The organism is Pseudomonas sp. DTU12.1 (genome assembly GCF_009873475.1).
Lineage (GTDB): Bacteria > Pseudomonadota > Gammaproteobacteria > Pseudomonadales > Pseudomonadaceae > Aquipseudomonas > Aquipseudomonas proteolytica.
Map to the genome: position 1 here is coordinate 3,012,120 of NZ_CP045254.1, position 14,887 is coordinate 3,027,006.

At 62.2% G+C, this 14,887-nt stretch carries 12 protein-coding genes; 8 read left to right on the forward strand and 4 right to left on the reverse strand.

Features of this window, described 5'->3' with window-relative positions:
* The first annotated feature begins 85 nt into the window (after nucleotides 1-85).
* Both GDV60_RS13090 and GDV60_RS13095 read left to right on the forward strand, forming a co-directional pair.
* Nucleotides 86-3,163 carry an autotransporter domain-containing protein gene (locus tag GDV60_RS13090; protein WP_371923827.1) on the forward strand — a complete coding sequence of 1,026 codons (3,078 nt, stop codon included), beginning with the start codon at nucleotides 86-88 and terminating at the stop codon, nucleotides 3,161-3,163.
* Between the two features lie 102 nt (nucleotides 3,164-3,265).
* Complete coding sequence (locus GDV60_RS13095) at nucleotides 3,266-5,113, forward strand: polyurethanase (protein WP_159907513.1); 1,848 nt, start codon at nucleotides 3,266-3,268, stop codon at nucleotides 5,111-5,113.
* Between the two features lie 87 nt (nucleotides 5,114-5,200).
* On the opposite strand, the gene GDV60_RS13100 is transcribed toward GDV60_RS13095, so the two are convergent.
* Nucleotides 5,201-5,425 (reverse strand): YgdI/YgdR family lipoprotein, encoded by a 225-nt coding sequence (locus tag GDV60_RS13100; RefSeq protein ID WP_070994870.1) that lies wholly within the window; start codon nucleotides 5,423-5,425, stop codon nucleotides 5,201-5,203.
* Between the two features lie 188 nt (nucleotides 5,426-5,613).
* Here GDV60_RS13100 and GDV60_RS13105 point away from each other — a divergent pair, with 188 nt between their 5' ends.
* From GDV60_RS13105 to GDV60_RS13115, 3 genes are all read left to right on the forward strand, one after another.
* Nucleotides 5,614-7,263 (forward strand): VRR-NUC domain-containing protein, encoded by a 1,650-nt coding sequence (locus GDV60_RS13105; RefSeq protein ID WP_029299957.1) that lies wholly within the window; start codon nucleotides 5,614-5,616, stop codon nucleotides 7,261-7,263.
* On the forward strand, nucleotides 7,260-9,512 hold the full coding sequence (locus GDV60_RS13110) for an ATP-dependent DNA helicase (protein WP_159907515.1): 2,253 nt from the start codon (nucleotides 7,260-7,262) through the stop codon (nucleotides 9,510-9,512). The genes GDV60_RS13105 and GDV60_RS13110 overlap by 4 nt, the downstream gene beginning before the upstream one ends.
* Nucleotides 9,513-9,592: 80 nt before the next feature.
* Nucleotides 9,593-10,528 carry an alpha/beta fold hydrolase gene (locus GDV60_RS13115; RefSeq protein WP_159907516.1) on the forward strand — a complete coding sequence of 312 codons (936 nt, stop codon included), beginning with the start codon at nucleotides 9,593-9,595 and terminating at the stop codon, nucleotides 10,526-10,528.
* Here GDV60_RS13115 and GDV60_RS13120 read toward each other — a convergent pair.
* From GDV60_RS13120 to GDV60_RS13130, 3 genes are all read right to left on the reverse strand, one after another.
* Complete coding sequence (locus tag GDV60_RS13120; RefSeq protein ID WP_159907518.1) at nucleotides 10,525-10,956, reverse strand: nuclear transport factor 2 family protein; 432 nt, start codon at nucleotides 10,954-10,956, stop codon at nucleotides 10,525-10,527. The two genes, GDV60_RS13115 and GDV60_RS13120, sit on opposite strands and share 4 nt — an antisense overlap.
* Before the next feature lie 207 nt (nucleotides 10,957-11,163).
* Nucleotides 11,164-12,114: an alpha-E domain-containing protein gene (locus GDV60_RS13125; RefSeq protein ID WP_029299950.1), complete on the reverse strand. Its 951-nt coding sequence runs from the start codon at nucleotides 12,112-12,114 to the stop codon at nucleotides 11,164-11,166.
* A gap of 2 nt (nucleotides 12,115-12,116) precedes the next feature.
* Entirely contained in the window at nucleotides 12,117-13,526 is a 1,410-nt protein-coding gene (locus GDV60_RS13130; protein WP_092236667.1) for a circularly permuted type 2 ATP-grasp protein, read from the reverse strand.
* 375 nt (nucleotides 13,527-13,901) lie between these two features.
* Between GDV60_RS13130 and GDV60_RS13135 the strand changes: the two genes are divergently transcribed.
* The 3 genes from GDV60_RS13135 to GDV60_RS26810 all read left to right on the forward strand — a co-directional run bounded on the left by GDV60_RS13135 (nucleotide 13,902) and on the right by GDV60_RS26810 (nucleotide 14,887).
* Nucleotides 13,902-14,447, forward strand: coding sequence for a hypothetical protein (locus tag GDV60_RS13135; protein WP_029299945.1), 546 nt, complete (start codon nucleotides 13,902-13,904; stop codon nucleotides 14,445-14,447).
* Between the two features lie 85 nt (nucleotides 14,448-14,532).
* Complete coding sequence (locus GDV60_RS13140) at nucleotides 14,533-14,751, forward strand: hypothetical protein (protein ID WP_154905920.1); 219 nt, start codon at nucleotides 14,533-14,535, stop codon at nucleotides 14,749-14,751.
* A 4-nt stretch (nucleotides 14,752-14,755) separates the two neighbouring features.
* A complete protein-coding gene (locus tag GDV60_RS26810) occupies nucleotides 14,756-14,887 on the forward strand; it encodes a hypothetical protein (protein ID WP_256679293.1) in 132 nt (43 codons plus the stop codon).

Consider the following 14,887-nt stretch of genomic DNA (forward strand, 5'->3'; position numbering starts at 1 on the left):
TGCTGGCGGGTGAATAAGAACAACAAACGCAACAAAACTAAGGAAGGTCACCGTGAACGCAAAACAACGAGGGTTTCACTCCGCCATCCCAACAGGCCCGGGCTACCCGCTCAAAGCCTTGAGCCGCGTGCCATACGGCGCGTTGCTGTGTTGCCTGGCCAGCCTGGGTACCGCCCAGGCCGCACCCTACGTGGAAGCCGGCAAACTGGGGGATGCCGCCAGTTGGCGCAGCAATGAGTTCAAGGCCGATTGGGGCCTGGGGGCGGTCAATGCCGATGTGGCGTATGCCGCCGGTTACAGTGGCAAGGGCGTGAAGCTGGGGATTTTCGATCAGCCGGTATATGCCCAGCATCCCGAGTTCTCCAGCCCGGGCAAGGTGCAGACCCTGGTCACTGAGGGGATCCGCCAATACACCGACCCCTATATCCCGGTGAAGGCCGGTGACCCGTTCCGCTATGACGGTACACCGTCCCAGGGCTCCAACGGCAAGCTGGGCGACCACGGCACCCATGTCGGTGGCATCGCGGCTGGCGACCGCAACGGCGGGCCGATGCACGGCGTGGCCTATAACGCGCAGATCCTCAGTGCCGAGAACGGCGACCCGGGCCCCGAAGACGGCATCATCCTGGGCAACGACGGTGCGGTGTACCAGGCCGGCTGGGACAGCCTGGTGGCCAATGGCGCACGCATCATCAATAACAGCTGGGGGATCGGCATTGGCGAGCAGTTTGCCAAGGGCGGCAAAGACCCTGCGTTCGCGCATTTTGGCCTGAGCGACGCGCAGGCCCAGTTCGACCAGATCAAGCCGTTGCTGGGTACCGCGCCAGGTGGCGCCTACACCGGGGCGATCAACGCGGCGCGCAGCGGGGTGCTGACGATCTTCGCGGCCGGCAACGACTACAACCTGAACAACCCCGATGCGATTTCCGGCCTGGCTTACTTCGTACCCGAGATCACGCCCAATTGGCTGTCGGTGGCGGCACTGCAACGCAACCCGGACACCAACAGCCCCAACCCTTATGTGATCAGCACCTTCTCGTCCCGTTGCGGCTATGCCGCCAGTTTCTGTGTGTCAGCACCGGGCACGGCGATCTACAGCTCGGTGATGGTGGGCACCACGGTCGATAACATGACCCTGGGCTGGAACAATAAAAACGGCACCTCCATGGCCGCTCCCCATGTGGCAGGCGCCGCCGCCGTCTTGATGGAGCGTTTCCCGTATATGAGTGGCGAGCAGATCTCCACGCTGCTCAAGACCACCGCCACCGACCTCGGTGCACCGGGCATCGACGCGCTGTACGGCTGGGGCATGATCAACCTGGGCAAGGCGGTCAGCGGGCCGGGCATGTTGGTCACCGCCGAGGACATCCCGGCCGAGTTCCGCGTCGAGGGCGGCTACGGCAGCGGCCAGTTTGTCGCGGACTTGCCGGGGGTAGGGGCGGTGGTCGACGCCGGCAAGCCCACCGAGCGTGTATGCGACGATCTGCACTGCGGGCGGGATGTATGGAGCAACGACATTTCCGGTCATGGCGGCCTGACCAAGCAAGGCATCGGCACGCTGGTGTTGACCGGCAACAACACCTACAGCGGGCCGACCCTGGTCAATCAGGGCCTGCTGGCGGTCAATGGCTCGCTGGTATCCCAGGTCACGGTGAGCAACAGCGGCGTGTTGGGCGGCTCCGGCAGCATCGGCGCGCTGCACGCGAAAAGCGGCGGTACGGTAGCGCCGGGCAACTCCATTGGGACGTTGAACGTGGCCGGGGATGTCAACTTCGACGCCGGGTCCACCTATGCGGTAGAGCTGTCGAACAGCAGCAGTGACCGCATCGTCGCCGGCGGCAAGGCCACCCTCAACGGCGGCACTGTGACCCTGGCCCTGGAGAACAGCCCGACACTGCTCAGCCAGCCCGAGGCGCAAAGCCTGATCGGGCGCCAGTACACCATCCTGCAGGCGGCAGGGGGCGTCACCGGTAGCTTCGCACAGGTACTGCCCAACTACCTGTTTGTGGGCGGCAACCTGAACTATGGCGCCAACGGTGTGCAACTGGATGTCGCGCGCACTGCCAACAGCTTCGCCAGCGTGGCATTGACCGATAACCAGCGTGCCGTGGCGGGCGCTGCCGAACAACTGGGCGCGGGTAATGGCGTCTATGAAAGCCTGCTGTTGGCGCCGAGTGCGGCTTCGGCGCAAGGGGCGTTCCAACAGTTGTCGGGGGAAATCTACCCGGCCCTGGAAACCGCCCTGGTCAATGACAACCGCTACCTGCGCGAAGCGGTGGGCGAGCGCCTGCAGCAGGGGGCAATGGGCTCCTCGCCACAGACCATCGACACCCGCGGCAATGTCTGGGTCAAGGCGCTTGGTGCCTGGGGTAAAACCGACAGCAGCAGCGACACGGCGGGCTACACCACTTCCATCGGCGGATTGCTCGCGGGTGTGGACGGTGCGCTGGATGAAGACACGCGCCTGGGGCTGGTCGCCGGTTACAGCGATACCTCGCTGAACATGGGCGATGGCACCCACTCGCGGGCATCGGTGGACAGCTACCACTTGGGCGCCTATGCCGGGCACGAAATCGGCGCCTGGCGCCTGAGCGGTGGGGCGACCTACAGCTGGCATCGCGCCGATGTAAAGCGTGAGCTGCAATACGGCGAAGTCTCCGGCAAGCAGAAAGCCAAGGTCGATGCCCGCAGCACCCAGCTCTTCACCGAAGCGGCTTATCGCCTGCACCTGCAACCGCTGGCGCTGGAGCCATTCGCCAACCTGGCCTATGTGCACCTGGACAGCGATGGCTTCAGCGAGAAAGGCGACGCGGCGGCGCTCAAGGGCGGCGATGACACACGCGACCTGGTGCTGAGCACCCTCGGCGTGCGTGCCTTGAAGACCTTCAACCTCACCGACCATCAGGCTCTGGACGTTTCCGGCACCCTGGGGTGGCAGCACAACCTCAGCGCCACCGATTCCGCGCGCCACCTGGCGTTTGCCTCGGGCAGTAGCGCGTTCGCTGTGCAAAGCGCACCGATGGTGCGCGATGCCGCATTGGTCGGCGCACGGGCCAGCCTGGCGCTGAGCAAGGATGCGCGGTTGAACTTTGACTACAACGGCCTGCTGGCCAGCAAGGAGAAAATCCACGGCGTGGGCTTGAGCCTCGACTGGGCGTTCTGAGTTTTACCCTGTAGGCGCCGGCAAGCCGGCTCCTACAAGGGGCGGTGCGATGTTCAGGATTTTTAGCTTTCTCGACAATTCCAACAAAAGAGAGGCAATACCATGGGTGTCTATGACTACAAAAACCTAACCACTGAGGACTCCAAAGCCCTGTTCGCCGACGCCATGGCGATCACGTTGTATTCCTACCACAACCTGGATAACGGCTTTGCCGTGGGGTATCAGCAAAACGGCTTCGGCCTGGGTTTGCCGGCCACCCTGGTGCAGGCGTTGCTGGGTAGCAGCGACTCTCAGGGGGTGATTCCCGGTATCCCGTGGAACCCGGACTCGGAAAAGGCCGCCCTGGACGCCGTGCAAAAGGCCGGCTGGACGCCCATCAGCGCCAGCACCCTGGACTATGGTGGCAAGGTCGATGCGCGGGGCACCTTCTTCGGCGAGAAAACCGGCTACACCAGTGCCCAGGTCGAGGTCCTGGGCAAATACGATGACGCCGGCAAGCTGCTGGAAATCGGCATCGCCTTCCGTGGCACATCCGGCCCCAGGGAGAACCTGATTGTCGACTCTATTGGCGATGTGATCAGTGATTTACTGGCCGCGTTCGGGCCGGCGGACTATGCAAAAAACTACGCGGGCGAGGCGTTTGGCACCTTGCTTGGCAAAGTCGCCGCGTATGCCAGCGCTCAGGGGCTGAGCGGCCAGGATGTACTGGTCAGCGGCCACAGCCTCGGTGGCCTGGCGGTCAACAGCATGGCGGACTTGAGCAACCACACCTGGGCGGGGTTCTACCAGCACGCCAACTATGTGGCCTACGCCTCGCCGACCCAGAGCAGTGGCGACAAGGTGCTGAACATCGGCTACGAAAACGACTCGGTCTATCGCGCCCTCGACGGTTCGGCGTTCAATCTGTCGTCCCTGGGCGTGCACGACCAACCGCACGAATCCAGCGCCGATAACATCGCAAGCTTCAACGACCATTACGCCTCGACACTGTGGAACATCCTGCCGTTTTCCATCCTCAACCTGCCAACGTGGATTTCCCATTTACCCACGGGGTATGGCGATGGCATGAGCCGCATCCTCGATTCGAAGTTCTATGACCTGACCAGCCGCGATTCGACGATCATCGTCGCCAACCTGTCTGACCCTGCGCGTGCCACTACCTGGGTGCAGGACCTCAATCGCAACGCCGAAGCCCACCAGGGCAGCACGTTCATTATCGGCAGCGACGGCAACGACCTGATCCAGGGCGGGCGCGGCAATGACTACCTGGAAGGACGTGCCGGCAACGATACGTTCCGCGATGGCGGTGGCTACAACATCCTGCTCGGTGGCACGGGGTTCAATACCCTGGACTTGCAGCAGTCGCTGAAAAACGTCGAGGTGGCCAACGATGGCGCAGGTACCCTGTATATCCGCGACGGCCAGGGCGGCATCAGCATGACGCGCGACATGGGCGCGCTAGTGAGCAAGGAAAGCTATCTGTTGTTGTTCAGCAAGAACGTGACTCACAGCGTGACCGACAAGGGGCTGCTGGCGGGCAAGGACCTGACCGCCTACGCCGCGTCGCTCAAGGGCGATGCCGGCGCCAATGTGCTCAAGGCCGGCGATGGCGGGCAGTGGTTGTTTGGGCTGGAGGGCGATGATCACCTGATCGGCGGCAAAGGCAACGATGTGCTGGTAGGGGGTGCGGGCAATGACCTGCTCGAAGCGGGCGGCGGGCGCAATACCTTCCTGTTCGACGGCGACTTCGGCCAGGACCGGGTCCTGGGCTACCAGTCGACGGACAAGTTGGTGTTCATGGGGGTGGCGGGGGTGGGCGGGCAGTACAACTACCTCGATCATGCCAAGGCAGTGGGCAGCGATACGTTGCTGACGTTCGGCGATAATTCCGTGACGCTGGTGGGAGTGGGACTTGGCAGCCTGTCGGCAGAGGCCTTCGTCATCACCTGAAACTGTAGGAGCCGGCTTGTCGGCGATGAGGCTCTTGGTTGCTTCCAAGGCCGCCATCGCCGGCAAGCCGGCTCCTACAGTGGTTGGTCATTTTTCCTTGCGGACGGTAGCGACATCCGCCGCCTTGACCCGTACGCGCTTGCCGGCGATGTCGGTGAATTCGTAAAAACCATCAGGCGTATTGGCATTCGGCGTATCGGTGGTCAGGTACTGAGTACCGTTCTGCAAGGTCACGACGGTCGGCGTCGAGCAACCGGCCAATGCCAGAAACGTCAGTACAGCCAGCGGCAGGCCCCAGTTCTTCATGTTCATAACCTTTACTCTCATCCTTCGAAAACCCCGGGCTCAACGGCTGCGGGGCACAAATGTTACGCGGATCCACCCCCATCTGATCACTTTTATGCAAAAAGTTGCGTGTGCCACTGATCTATTAGCGATTGCAAGGCAGGCCTGGCGACGGCACTCTGTATGCATAACCAGTGTTTGCCCAAGTGCCCGTCATGTCCAACCCCCTCGAAGACCCGTTCTACTACCTGCATAACTTCCAGCAAGTGCTCGACTGGCTCGGGCAGCGCTATGCCGATGTACTGGACGATGAAGAACAGCGCTTCATTGCGCAGTTCAGCCAAGTGCCGCAACCGGCCCAAGCGTTGCTGGTGCGCATGGTGATGCGCAAAGGGGTGCATTTTCGTGCGAGCAAGCTCAACTACCTCGAGATCGGCCCAGCTGACCAGGCCGTGCAGCCATTGCTGGCCCTGGGCTGGGTCAGTGAGCAGGGCCTGCTGCCCCTGGATGAGGTGTGGGGGCAGTTGCAAAAAGGCGAGGCGCTGCAGGCGTTCAAGCCCTGGATCGAGCAGCCCAGGGGCAAGAAGTCCGATTGGCTGCCCGGTTTATCGACCCGGTTCACCGAGCCACGTACGTTTGCGCAATGGTGCCCGCAGTTGGACGAGCGTCTTTACAGCCTGGCGGTGATGGACCTGTGTGACCGCCTGCGCCTGATGTTCTTCGGCAACCTGTACCAGGACTGGTCGGAGTTTGTACTGGCGGACCTGGGGATCTACACCTACGAAAAGGTCGAGTTCTGTGCCGAGTCCCGAGGGCTGCGCCATCGTGACGATGTGTATGGCCTGCTGTTCCTGCATCAATGCCAGCAGGCCTTCGAGGCGGGCGAACCGCTGGAAGAGGTGCTGGCGCAGATTGCCACGCTGAGCACCGATAACCCCTGGCTGGAGAAGCGTCGGGCCAAGCTGCTGTTCCAGGTTGGCCAGCATTGCGAGCGGCTCGCCGAACTGGCCCTGGCCGAGGTGATCTACCGCGATTGTGCCTACCCCGGCGCCCGCGCCCGGCTGATTCGGGTGCTGGAGCGCCAGGAGGATTTCGCCCAGGCGATGGCCCTGGCCCAGGCGGCCCAGGCCGCGCCACAAAGCGCGGCCGAGCAGCAACACCTGTTGCGGGTCCTGCCGAGGTTGCGGCGCAAGCTGGGCGAACCGGCGCTGCCCAAGCCCAAACCCCAGGTGATTCAGCGCCTGGACCTGGAACTGCCGTTCCCGGAACCGGTGGCCAGCGTTGAGTTCTGCGTGCAGGCGCACCTGGGGGATGATGGGGGGCCGGTGCATTACGTCGAGAACACCCTGATCAACTCGCTGTTCGGCCTGCTGTGCTGGCCGGCGATCTTCGCGCCGTTGCCCGGTTCGTTCTTTCACCCATTCCAGCGCGGGCCGGTGGATTTGCACAGTGAAGACTTCCAGCAGCGCCGCGCCGAGCTGTTCGCCGCCTGCCTCGACCAGTTGCACGACCAGCGCTACAAAACCACGATCCGCCAGCGCTACGCCGAAAAGTGGGGGATCCAGTCACCCTTTGTGTTCTGGAATGTATTGAGCGAAACACTGCTCGAGCAGGCGCTCGATTGCCTGCCTGCCGCGCACCTGCGGCACTGGTTCGACCGGCTGTTGCTGGATATCCGCGCCAATCGCGCCGGCATGCCAGACCTGATCCAGTTCTGGCCCGCGCAAAAAACCTACCGCATGATCGAAGTCAAAGGCCCGGGGGACCGCCTGCAGGACAACCAACTGCGCTGGCTGGAGTTCTGCAGCGAGCACCAGATGCCGGTTACCGTGTGTTATGTACGCTGGGCGGAGCAGGGCGCTTGAGCTACACCGTCGCTGTACGGGCATTGTGCGAGTTCACGGCCAAGGTGGGTGACCTCGATCTGCGGTTTACCCCCTCGCCCAGTGCCCAGGAAGGCATGCTCGGCCACCGTACCGTGGCGTCCCGCCGTAGCGCGCACTACCAGAGTGAAGTGGCCCTGGAAGGCCTCTACCAGCAGTTGACCGTACGCGGCCGCGCCGATGGCTATGATCCGGATCGCAATGTGCTGGAAGAGGTCAAGACCTACCGTGGCGACCTGGATGCCCAACCGGCCAACCATCGGCAACTGCACTGGGCCCAGGCCAAGGTCTATGGCTGGCTGATGTGCAGCAAGCTGGGGTTGCCTGAGATCGCGCTGGCGCTGGTGTATTTCGATATCGTCAGCGAGCGCGAAACCGTGATCAGCCAGGTGTGTGCGGCGGATGACCTGGAGGCGTTCTTCAATCGCCAGTGTGCGTTGTTTCTCGGCTGGGCCGAGCAGCAGGCGCAACAGCGACTGGCCCGCGACGCCGCGAGCACCGCTCTGGCTTTCCCCCACGCGGCCTTTCGCCTGGGCCAGCGTACCCTCGCCGAGTCGGTGTACAAGGCCGTCAGCACCGGGCGCTGCCTGATGGCACAGGCGCCCACGGGGATCGGCAAGACCATTGGCACGGTGTTTCCGATGCTCAAGGCCATGGCGCCGCAGCAACTGGACAAGCTGTTCTTTCTGACGGCCAAGACCCCTGGCCGCAAGCTGGCGCTGGACGCGGTGCAGATACTGCACGCCAGTGCCGACCTGCCATTGCACGTACTGGAGTTGGTGGCGCGGGACAAGGCGTGCGAACACCTGGACAAGGCCTGTCACGGCGACTCCTGCCCGTTGGCCAAGGGCTTTTATGATCGCCTGCCGGCCGCGCGCGAGGCGGCAGCCAAGGTCCGGTTGCTGGACCAACGCAATCTGCGCGAGGTCGCGCTCGCCCACGGTGTATGCCCGTATTACCTGAGCCAGGAGATGGCGCGCTGGTGCGACATGGTGGTCGCCGACTACAACTATTACTTCGATTTTGGCGCAATGTTGTTTGGCCTGGCCCAACTCAACCAATGGCGGGTCGCGGTGCTGGTGGACGAAGCCCATAACCTGGTGGAGCGGGCGCGCGCGATGTACAGCGCCGACCTCGATCAATTTGCCCTCAAGACCTTGCGCGATACCGCTCCCGAACCGTTGAAAAAGCCGTTGCAGCGGCTCAACCGTGAATGGAATGCGCTGCACAAGGAGCAGGTCACGGTGTATCAGGCTTATGCCAGCAAACCGGACAAGCTGTTGCAGGCCCTGGCCCTGTGTACCAGCGCCATGGGCGAGTATTTCAACGATCACCCGCAGGCGCTCACGGGCGAGCTGCAAGGCTTTTATTTCGAGGCGTTGCAGTTCGCCAAGGTGGCGGAGCTGTTCAACGAGCAGTTTATTTTTGATATCGCTCAGCGCGACCCACAGGCCAAGCGTCGCTTCTCGCGCTTGAGCCTGCGGAACGTGGTGCCGGCCGAATTTATCCGCCCTCGCTTGACGGCGGCCCGCAGCAGCGTGCTGTTTTCCGCGACCCTGAGCCCCCGGCATTACTATGCTGACCTGCTGGGCTTGCCGGCGGACACCGCGTGGGTGGACGTGGAATCGCCCTTCGATGCCGCACAGTTGCAGGTGCACATCATCGACCGCATCTCCACGCGCTTTGTACATCGCCAGGCGTCCCTGGCGCCCATCGTGGCGTTGATCGCTGAGCAGTTTGAGCGTACGCCGGGCAACTACCTGGCGTTTTTCAGCAGCTTCGATTACCAGCAGCAAGTGGCGCAGTTGCTGGCCGAGCGGTATCCGTCGATTCCAACCTGGCATCAATCACGGGGCATGGCCGAGGCCGAGCGCCAGGCCTTCCTCGACCAGTTCACCCAGCACAGCCGGGGCGTGGGCTTTGCCGTTCTGGGCGGCGCGTTCGGCGAGGGTATCGATTTGCCCGGCGCACGCTTGATCGGGGCCTTTATCGCCACCCTGGGCCTGGCGCAACTCAACCCGGTCAACGAGCAGATGAAACTGCGCATGGGCGCGATGTTCGGTGCCGGTTATGACTACACCTACCTGTATCCCGGGATCCAAAAGGTGGTGCAGGCGGCAGGCCGGGTGATTCGCACCCAGCAGGACCAGGGGGTGGTGATGCTGATCGATGACCGTTTTGCCGAACCCAAGGTGCGGCCGCTGCTACCGCGCTGGTGGTCGGTGACCTGAGGTATTTGCCCCGTCAATGATGCTGGCGCGGGGTGCGCCGGTGGGGCAGTCTGCAGCAGTCCCCCCCAAGGAGCTGCGTGATGAGTGCTATCGAACAACAGACGATCCAGGTCAACGGCATTCAATTGAGCCTGCATATCGCCGGCCCCGAGAGCGGCCCGCCCGTGTGGCTGCTCCATGGTTTTCCCGAATGCTGGCACTCCTGGCGCCAACAGATCCCCGTGCTGGCAGCCGCCGGGTATCGCGTATTTGTGCCTGAAATGCGGGGCTATGGGCGCAGTAGCGCGCCCGCCGAGATTGCCGACTACGACCTGTTGACCCTGTGCGCGGATATCCAGGGGGCCATGGACCTGTTCGGCCATCAACGGGTAGCGATGGTCGGCCATGACTGGGGCGCGGTGGTGGCGTGGCACCTGGCCTTGCTGGAGCCTACGCGTATCAACGCGCTGGTCACGATGTCGGTGCCGTTCGCCGGTCGTTCCCGCAGGCCGGTGATCGAGATCATGCGTGAGCTGTATGCCGAACGGTTCAACTACATCCTCTACTTCCAGCAGCCCGGCGTGGCGGAGCAGGAACTGGAAGCCGATATCGAACGCACCTTGCGTCTGTTCATGCAGGACCAGGATGTATTCCTGCAGCAAAAGCCAGCCACGGCCACCTTGCTGGACGGCGTCGCGCTGCCGGGCGCCTTGCCGGCCTGGTGCAGCCAGCACGACCTGGACATCTATGTGCAGACCTTTGCCAATGGCTTTCGCGGGCCGCTGAACTGGTATCGCAACTTCGAGCGCAATTGGCAGCGCACCGAGTTCCTGGCGGGCCGGCAGGTGTTGCAACCAACGCTGTTTTTGATCGGCGACCGCGACCCGGTGGGGGTGTTTGAGGCGCATACGCTCAAACGCATGCCCGAGGTGGTGCCGCAGTTGGAGCAGCAGGTGCTGGCCAACTGCGGGCACTGGATCCAGGTGGAGCAGGGCGCGCAGGTCAACACGCTGTTGCTGGAGTTCCTGCAGCGTTAGCCCTTGGTCTTGGCCAGGAACGGTGCCAGGCGTCGGCCCATTTCCGCACCGAGGGCCTGGAGGCCGCTTAAGGGGCGGACCATCACTTCGAATTCGATGATTTGCCCCTCTTCGTTGAAGCGGATCAGGTCGATGCCCTTGAGCTGTTTGTCGCCCACGCGTGCGCTGAACTCCAGCACCACGTTGTGGCCGTCGGCGCTGGCCAGTTCTCGGTGGTATTGGAAGTCCTCAAACACAGTAAACACGGTGTTGAGGATCATCGATACGACGGGGGCGCCGGGGTAGGGGGTGTGGGCCATCGGCGAGCGAAACACCGCGTCAGGTGCCAGCAGTTCGGGCAGGGCCTTGAGGTCGGCAGTGGCCAGCATGGTGTGCCAGCGCTTCAGGGTAAGGGCGGCCCCAGGGGATAATTGCAGAGCTTCGGACATGGTCTGTACCTGTTCTTATGAGTGTTGAGCAACCATAAGAGCAGCCGTGAGGTGGGATCAATGATCCAAACTGACAGTTATATGTCTGGAGCAAACACCAGACCTGTGGGAGCGGGCTTGCCCGCGATAGCGGTGGGTCAGATGATCAATTTCCAACTGATCCACCGTTATCGCGGGCAAGCCCGCTCCTACAGGGTGATGCGACGCTTACACCACTTCCAGGTAGGAACTGTGAATCGCTCGCGCCAGCTCGCGCACGGTGTCGATGAATTCGGTCAGCCGGCTGTGCAGGCCTTCCTCCAGGATCTCGTCGATACCGGTATAACGCAGCCGCGCCTCGAATTCGGCAGCCAGGCGCTGGGCCGTGCGGCCGTAGCTACCTGGCAGGTCGGCGAGGATATGGCTCAACTCCTCGATACACGCATGCAACGAGCGCGGTACATCACTGCGTAGCAGCAGCAACTCCGACACCGAACGCGCATTCAGCGCATTGGGGTACAGCTCAGTGTAGGCCTCGAATGACGACAAGGCACGGAGCAGGGCGCTCCACTGGTAGTAGCCGCGGGCGGACAGGTCGCTGACTTCCTCGGACTCTTCGCCAAACATCTCGTAGCGCGCATCCAGCAGGCGCAAGGTGTTGTCGGCGCGCTCGACAAAGGTGCCCAGGCGGATAAAACGATAGGCGTCGTTGCGCATGATGGTGCCGGAGGTGGCGCCACGGAACAGGTGCGAGCGCTGTTTGACCCAGTCGCAGAAATGGCTGATGCCATGGCGTGCCAGGCCACCGGCGGCGATGCTGCGCATTTCCAGCCAGGTGGCGTTGAGGTTTTCCCACATGTCGGCGGTGATCCGCCCACGCACCGCATGGGCATTGCCCCGGGCAGCGCGCAGGCAGTTGTAGATACTGGCCGGGTTTTCTTCGTCGAGGGCGAAGAAGTGCAGCATGCGCTCGGCGTCCAGTTGTTGATGGCGTTCCAGATAGCTGTCCAGGGTGCCGCTGCTGAGCAGCGACATCGCCAGTTCGTCCAGGCCATCACTGCGTCCGGCCTGGGGCATCAACGACAGCGAATAGCTGACCTCCAGCATGCGCGCCAGGTTTTCCGCGCGCTCCAGGTAGCGCGACATCCAGTACAGATCTGCGGCGGTTCTACTCAGCATACTCAGCCCTCCACCACCCAGGTGTCCTTGGTTCCGCCGCCTTGCGACGAGTTGACGATCAATGAGCCTTCGCGCAGCGCCACCCGGGTCAGCCCACCCGGCACCAGGCGGGTCTCCTTGCCCGACAGCACAAAGGGCCGCAGGTCGATATGCCGTGGCGCGATGCCGTTTTCGACAAAAGTCGGGCAGGTGGACAGGCTCAAGGTCGGCTGTGCGATATAGGCGTGGGGCCGGGCCTTGATGCGTTGGCGGAAGTCCTCGATCTCGGCGGCCGAGGCGGCCGGGCCCACCAGCATGCCGTAGCCGCCGGAGCCCTGGGTTTCCTTGACCACCAGTTCGGGCAAGTGCGCCAGTACGTGGGACAGCTCAGCGGGGTTGCGGCACTGGAAGGTCGGTACGTTCTGCAGCACCGGTTCTTCATCCAGATAAAAGCGGATCATCGCCGGCACGTAGGGGTAGATGGATTTGTCGTCGGCCACGCCAGTGCCGATGGCATTGGCCAGCACCACGTTGCCAGCGCAGTAGGCCGCTACCAGGCCGGGAACGCCGAGCATGGATTCCGGGTTGAAGGCCAGCGGATCAAGGAAGGCATCGTCGATGCGCCGGTAGATCACATCCACTGCTTTGGGGCCGTCGGTGGTGCGCATGAACACCTTGAGGTCGTGCACGAACAGGTCGGCGCCTTCTACCAGCTCCACCCCCATTTCTCGGGCGAGGAACGCGTGCTCGAAGAACGCACTGTTAAAGCGCCCCGGGGTCAGCACCACGACATTGGGGTTGTCCAGGCGACTGGCGCTTTTCAGGGTCTTGAGCAGCAGGTTGGGGTAGTGATCCACTGGTGCGATGCGCTGCTTGGCAAACACTTCAGGGAACAGGCGCATCATCATTTTGCGGTCTTCGAGCATATAGCTCACACCGCTGGGTGTGCGCAAATTGTCTTCGAGCACGTAGTAGGTGCCGTCGCCATCGCGCACCAGGTCGACACCGGAGATGTGGGAATAGATACCGCGATGCAGGTCCAGGCCGACCATGGCTTTTTGATAGCCTTCATTGCCCAGCACCTGCTCGGCCGGAATGATCCCGGCCTTGATAATGCGCTGGTCGTGGTAGATATCGGCGAGGAACATGTTTAGCGCATTGACCCGCTGGATACAGCCGCGCTCGATCACGCTCCACTCACTGGCGGGGATGCTGCGCGGGATGATATCGAAGGGAATCAGGCGTTCGGTGTCTTGCTCGTCACCGTACAGGGTGAAGGTGATCCCGGCGCGGTGGAACAGCAGGTCGGCCTCGCGACGGCGTTGGGCCAGCAGTTCCGGCGGTGTGTTGGCCAGCCAGCGGGAAAAATCCTGATAGTGCGTACGGCACACGCCATTTGCGTCATTCATTTCATCAAAGAAAGATCGAGCCATTCCAATTACCTTGTCAGTGCCGGGTGAAACGTTGCAGGCACTGCCGCTTTAGAAAACGCATTGTTATGAGCCCGTGGCTTTTGGCGCCAACGGACCTTGTCCTTACTTTCTTTTGGAGTCGGCTCTGAGTCGGGGGGTAACGTTTGCTCCTGTGTTCACCTGGGCAGGCAGGGGATTTAAGGAGTAAAGCAATGGCTGTGCCGAAACTGCGTTTATAGGGATTACACAGTGTGTAAGCCCGTTATCGGAGCGGCCTGCGCAAGTGCAGTGCGCCCCAGGCATACGCCATGCTCCATTACGGTGCAGGTAATTGACCTGAACTTCGGGTATCACCGGTTCTTCTAACGGGATTACGCACCGTAAGGATCACCGATCGTGCCCCGGATCATTTCCCCCCATAGCCCCGAATCGGCGCTGACTGACCATACCGAACACAATGCCAAGATCTTTGGCTCGCCCAAGGACCGCCTGGATTTCTATCGCCGGGAAATCCAATACGAAACCACCATCCTTGCCAACCGTACCGATGCTTACCTCACCGCGCAGTCGTTTTTGGTGATTGCCTTTGTGTCCTGCATGGGCAACCTCAACCCCGAGTGGGGCAAGCTGTTTACCCTGGTGGTGCCGCTGCTGCTGTCGATGCTCGGCGTGTTCAGCTCGCTCAACGCCTGGCCCGGCATACGTGCGGCCTACGACATCATTGACCACTGGCACTTCAAGCAGAGCGAGTTGTTGCGCAGCGAACCGGTGATGGGCATGGCCTACGATGAGTCGCCGCTGTTCTGCGAGACCGAGTCGTCGCACAAGGGCTATCGCAAGTCATTGCTGTTTTCGGTGCGTACACCCTGGTTGTTCACGGTGTTCTGGATGCTGCTGGCGGCGTTTGCGTTTTATATCCAGGTGGATAATCCGGGGTCGTGACCATTGATCAGCGAGGCTCGTTTGAACTGAACTTCACCTATCTCCGTAGCGCCTTAACTGTATATCAGCTTGGAAGGAGGTCCCCATGAGCGCGAATCACAGTCAAGACCCGCAAGTCAGTGGCAGGAATGATCCGGCCATCGATGACAACACGCATAAAGTACCCGCTCCCGGTACGGCCCCCAAGGACCCGCAACCCGCGACTGATGAGGTCGCCAAGGACAACGAGTACAGCCCGGACTTCAAGCCCGAGCGCGAGCCCAAGCCAGAAACGGACGCTGACATTGATACCCCGGGCGGCTAAGGCGATGCATACCCCAGCCGAAGAGGAGCCGATCAATGATCCGGGCAACGAAGACCCGGGATCGTTGATGGATGATGCCCAGGTGCCGCTGATCGAGCAGGATGATTTGGCCGAAGAAGGCGTTGCTGATGCTTAG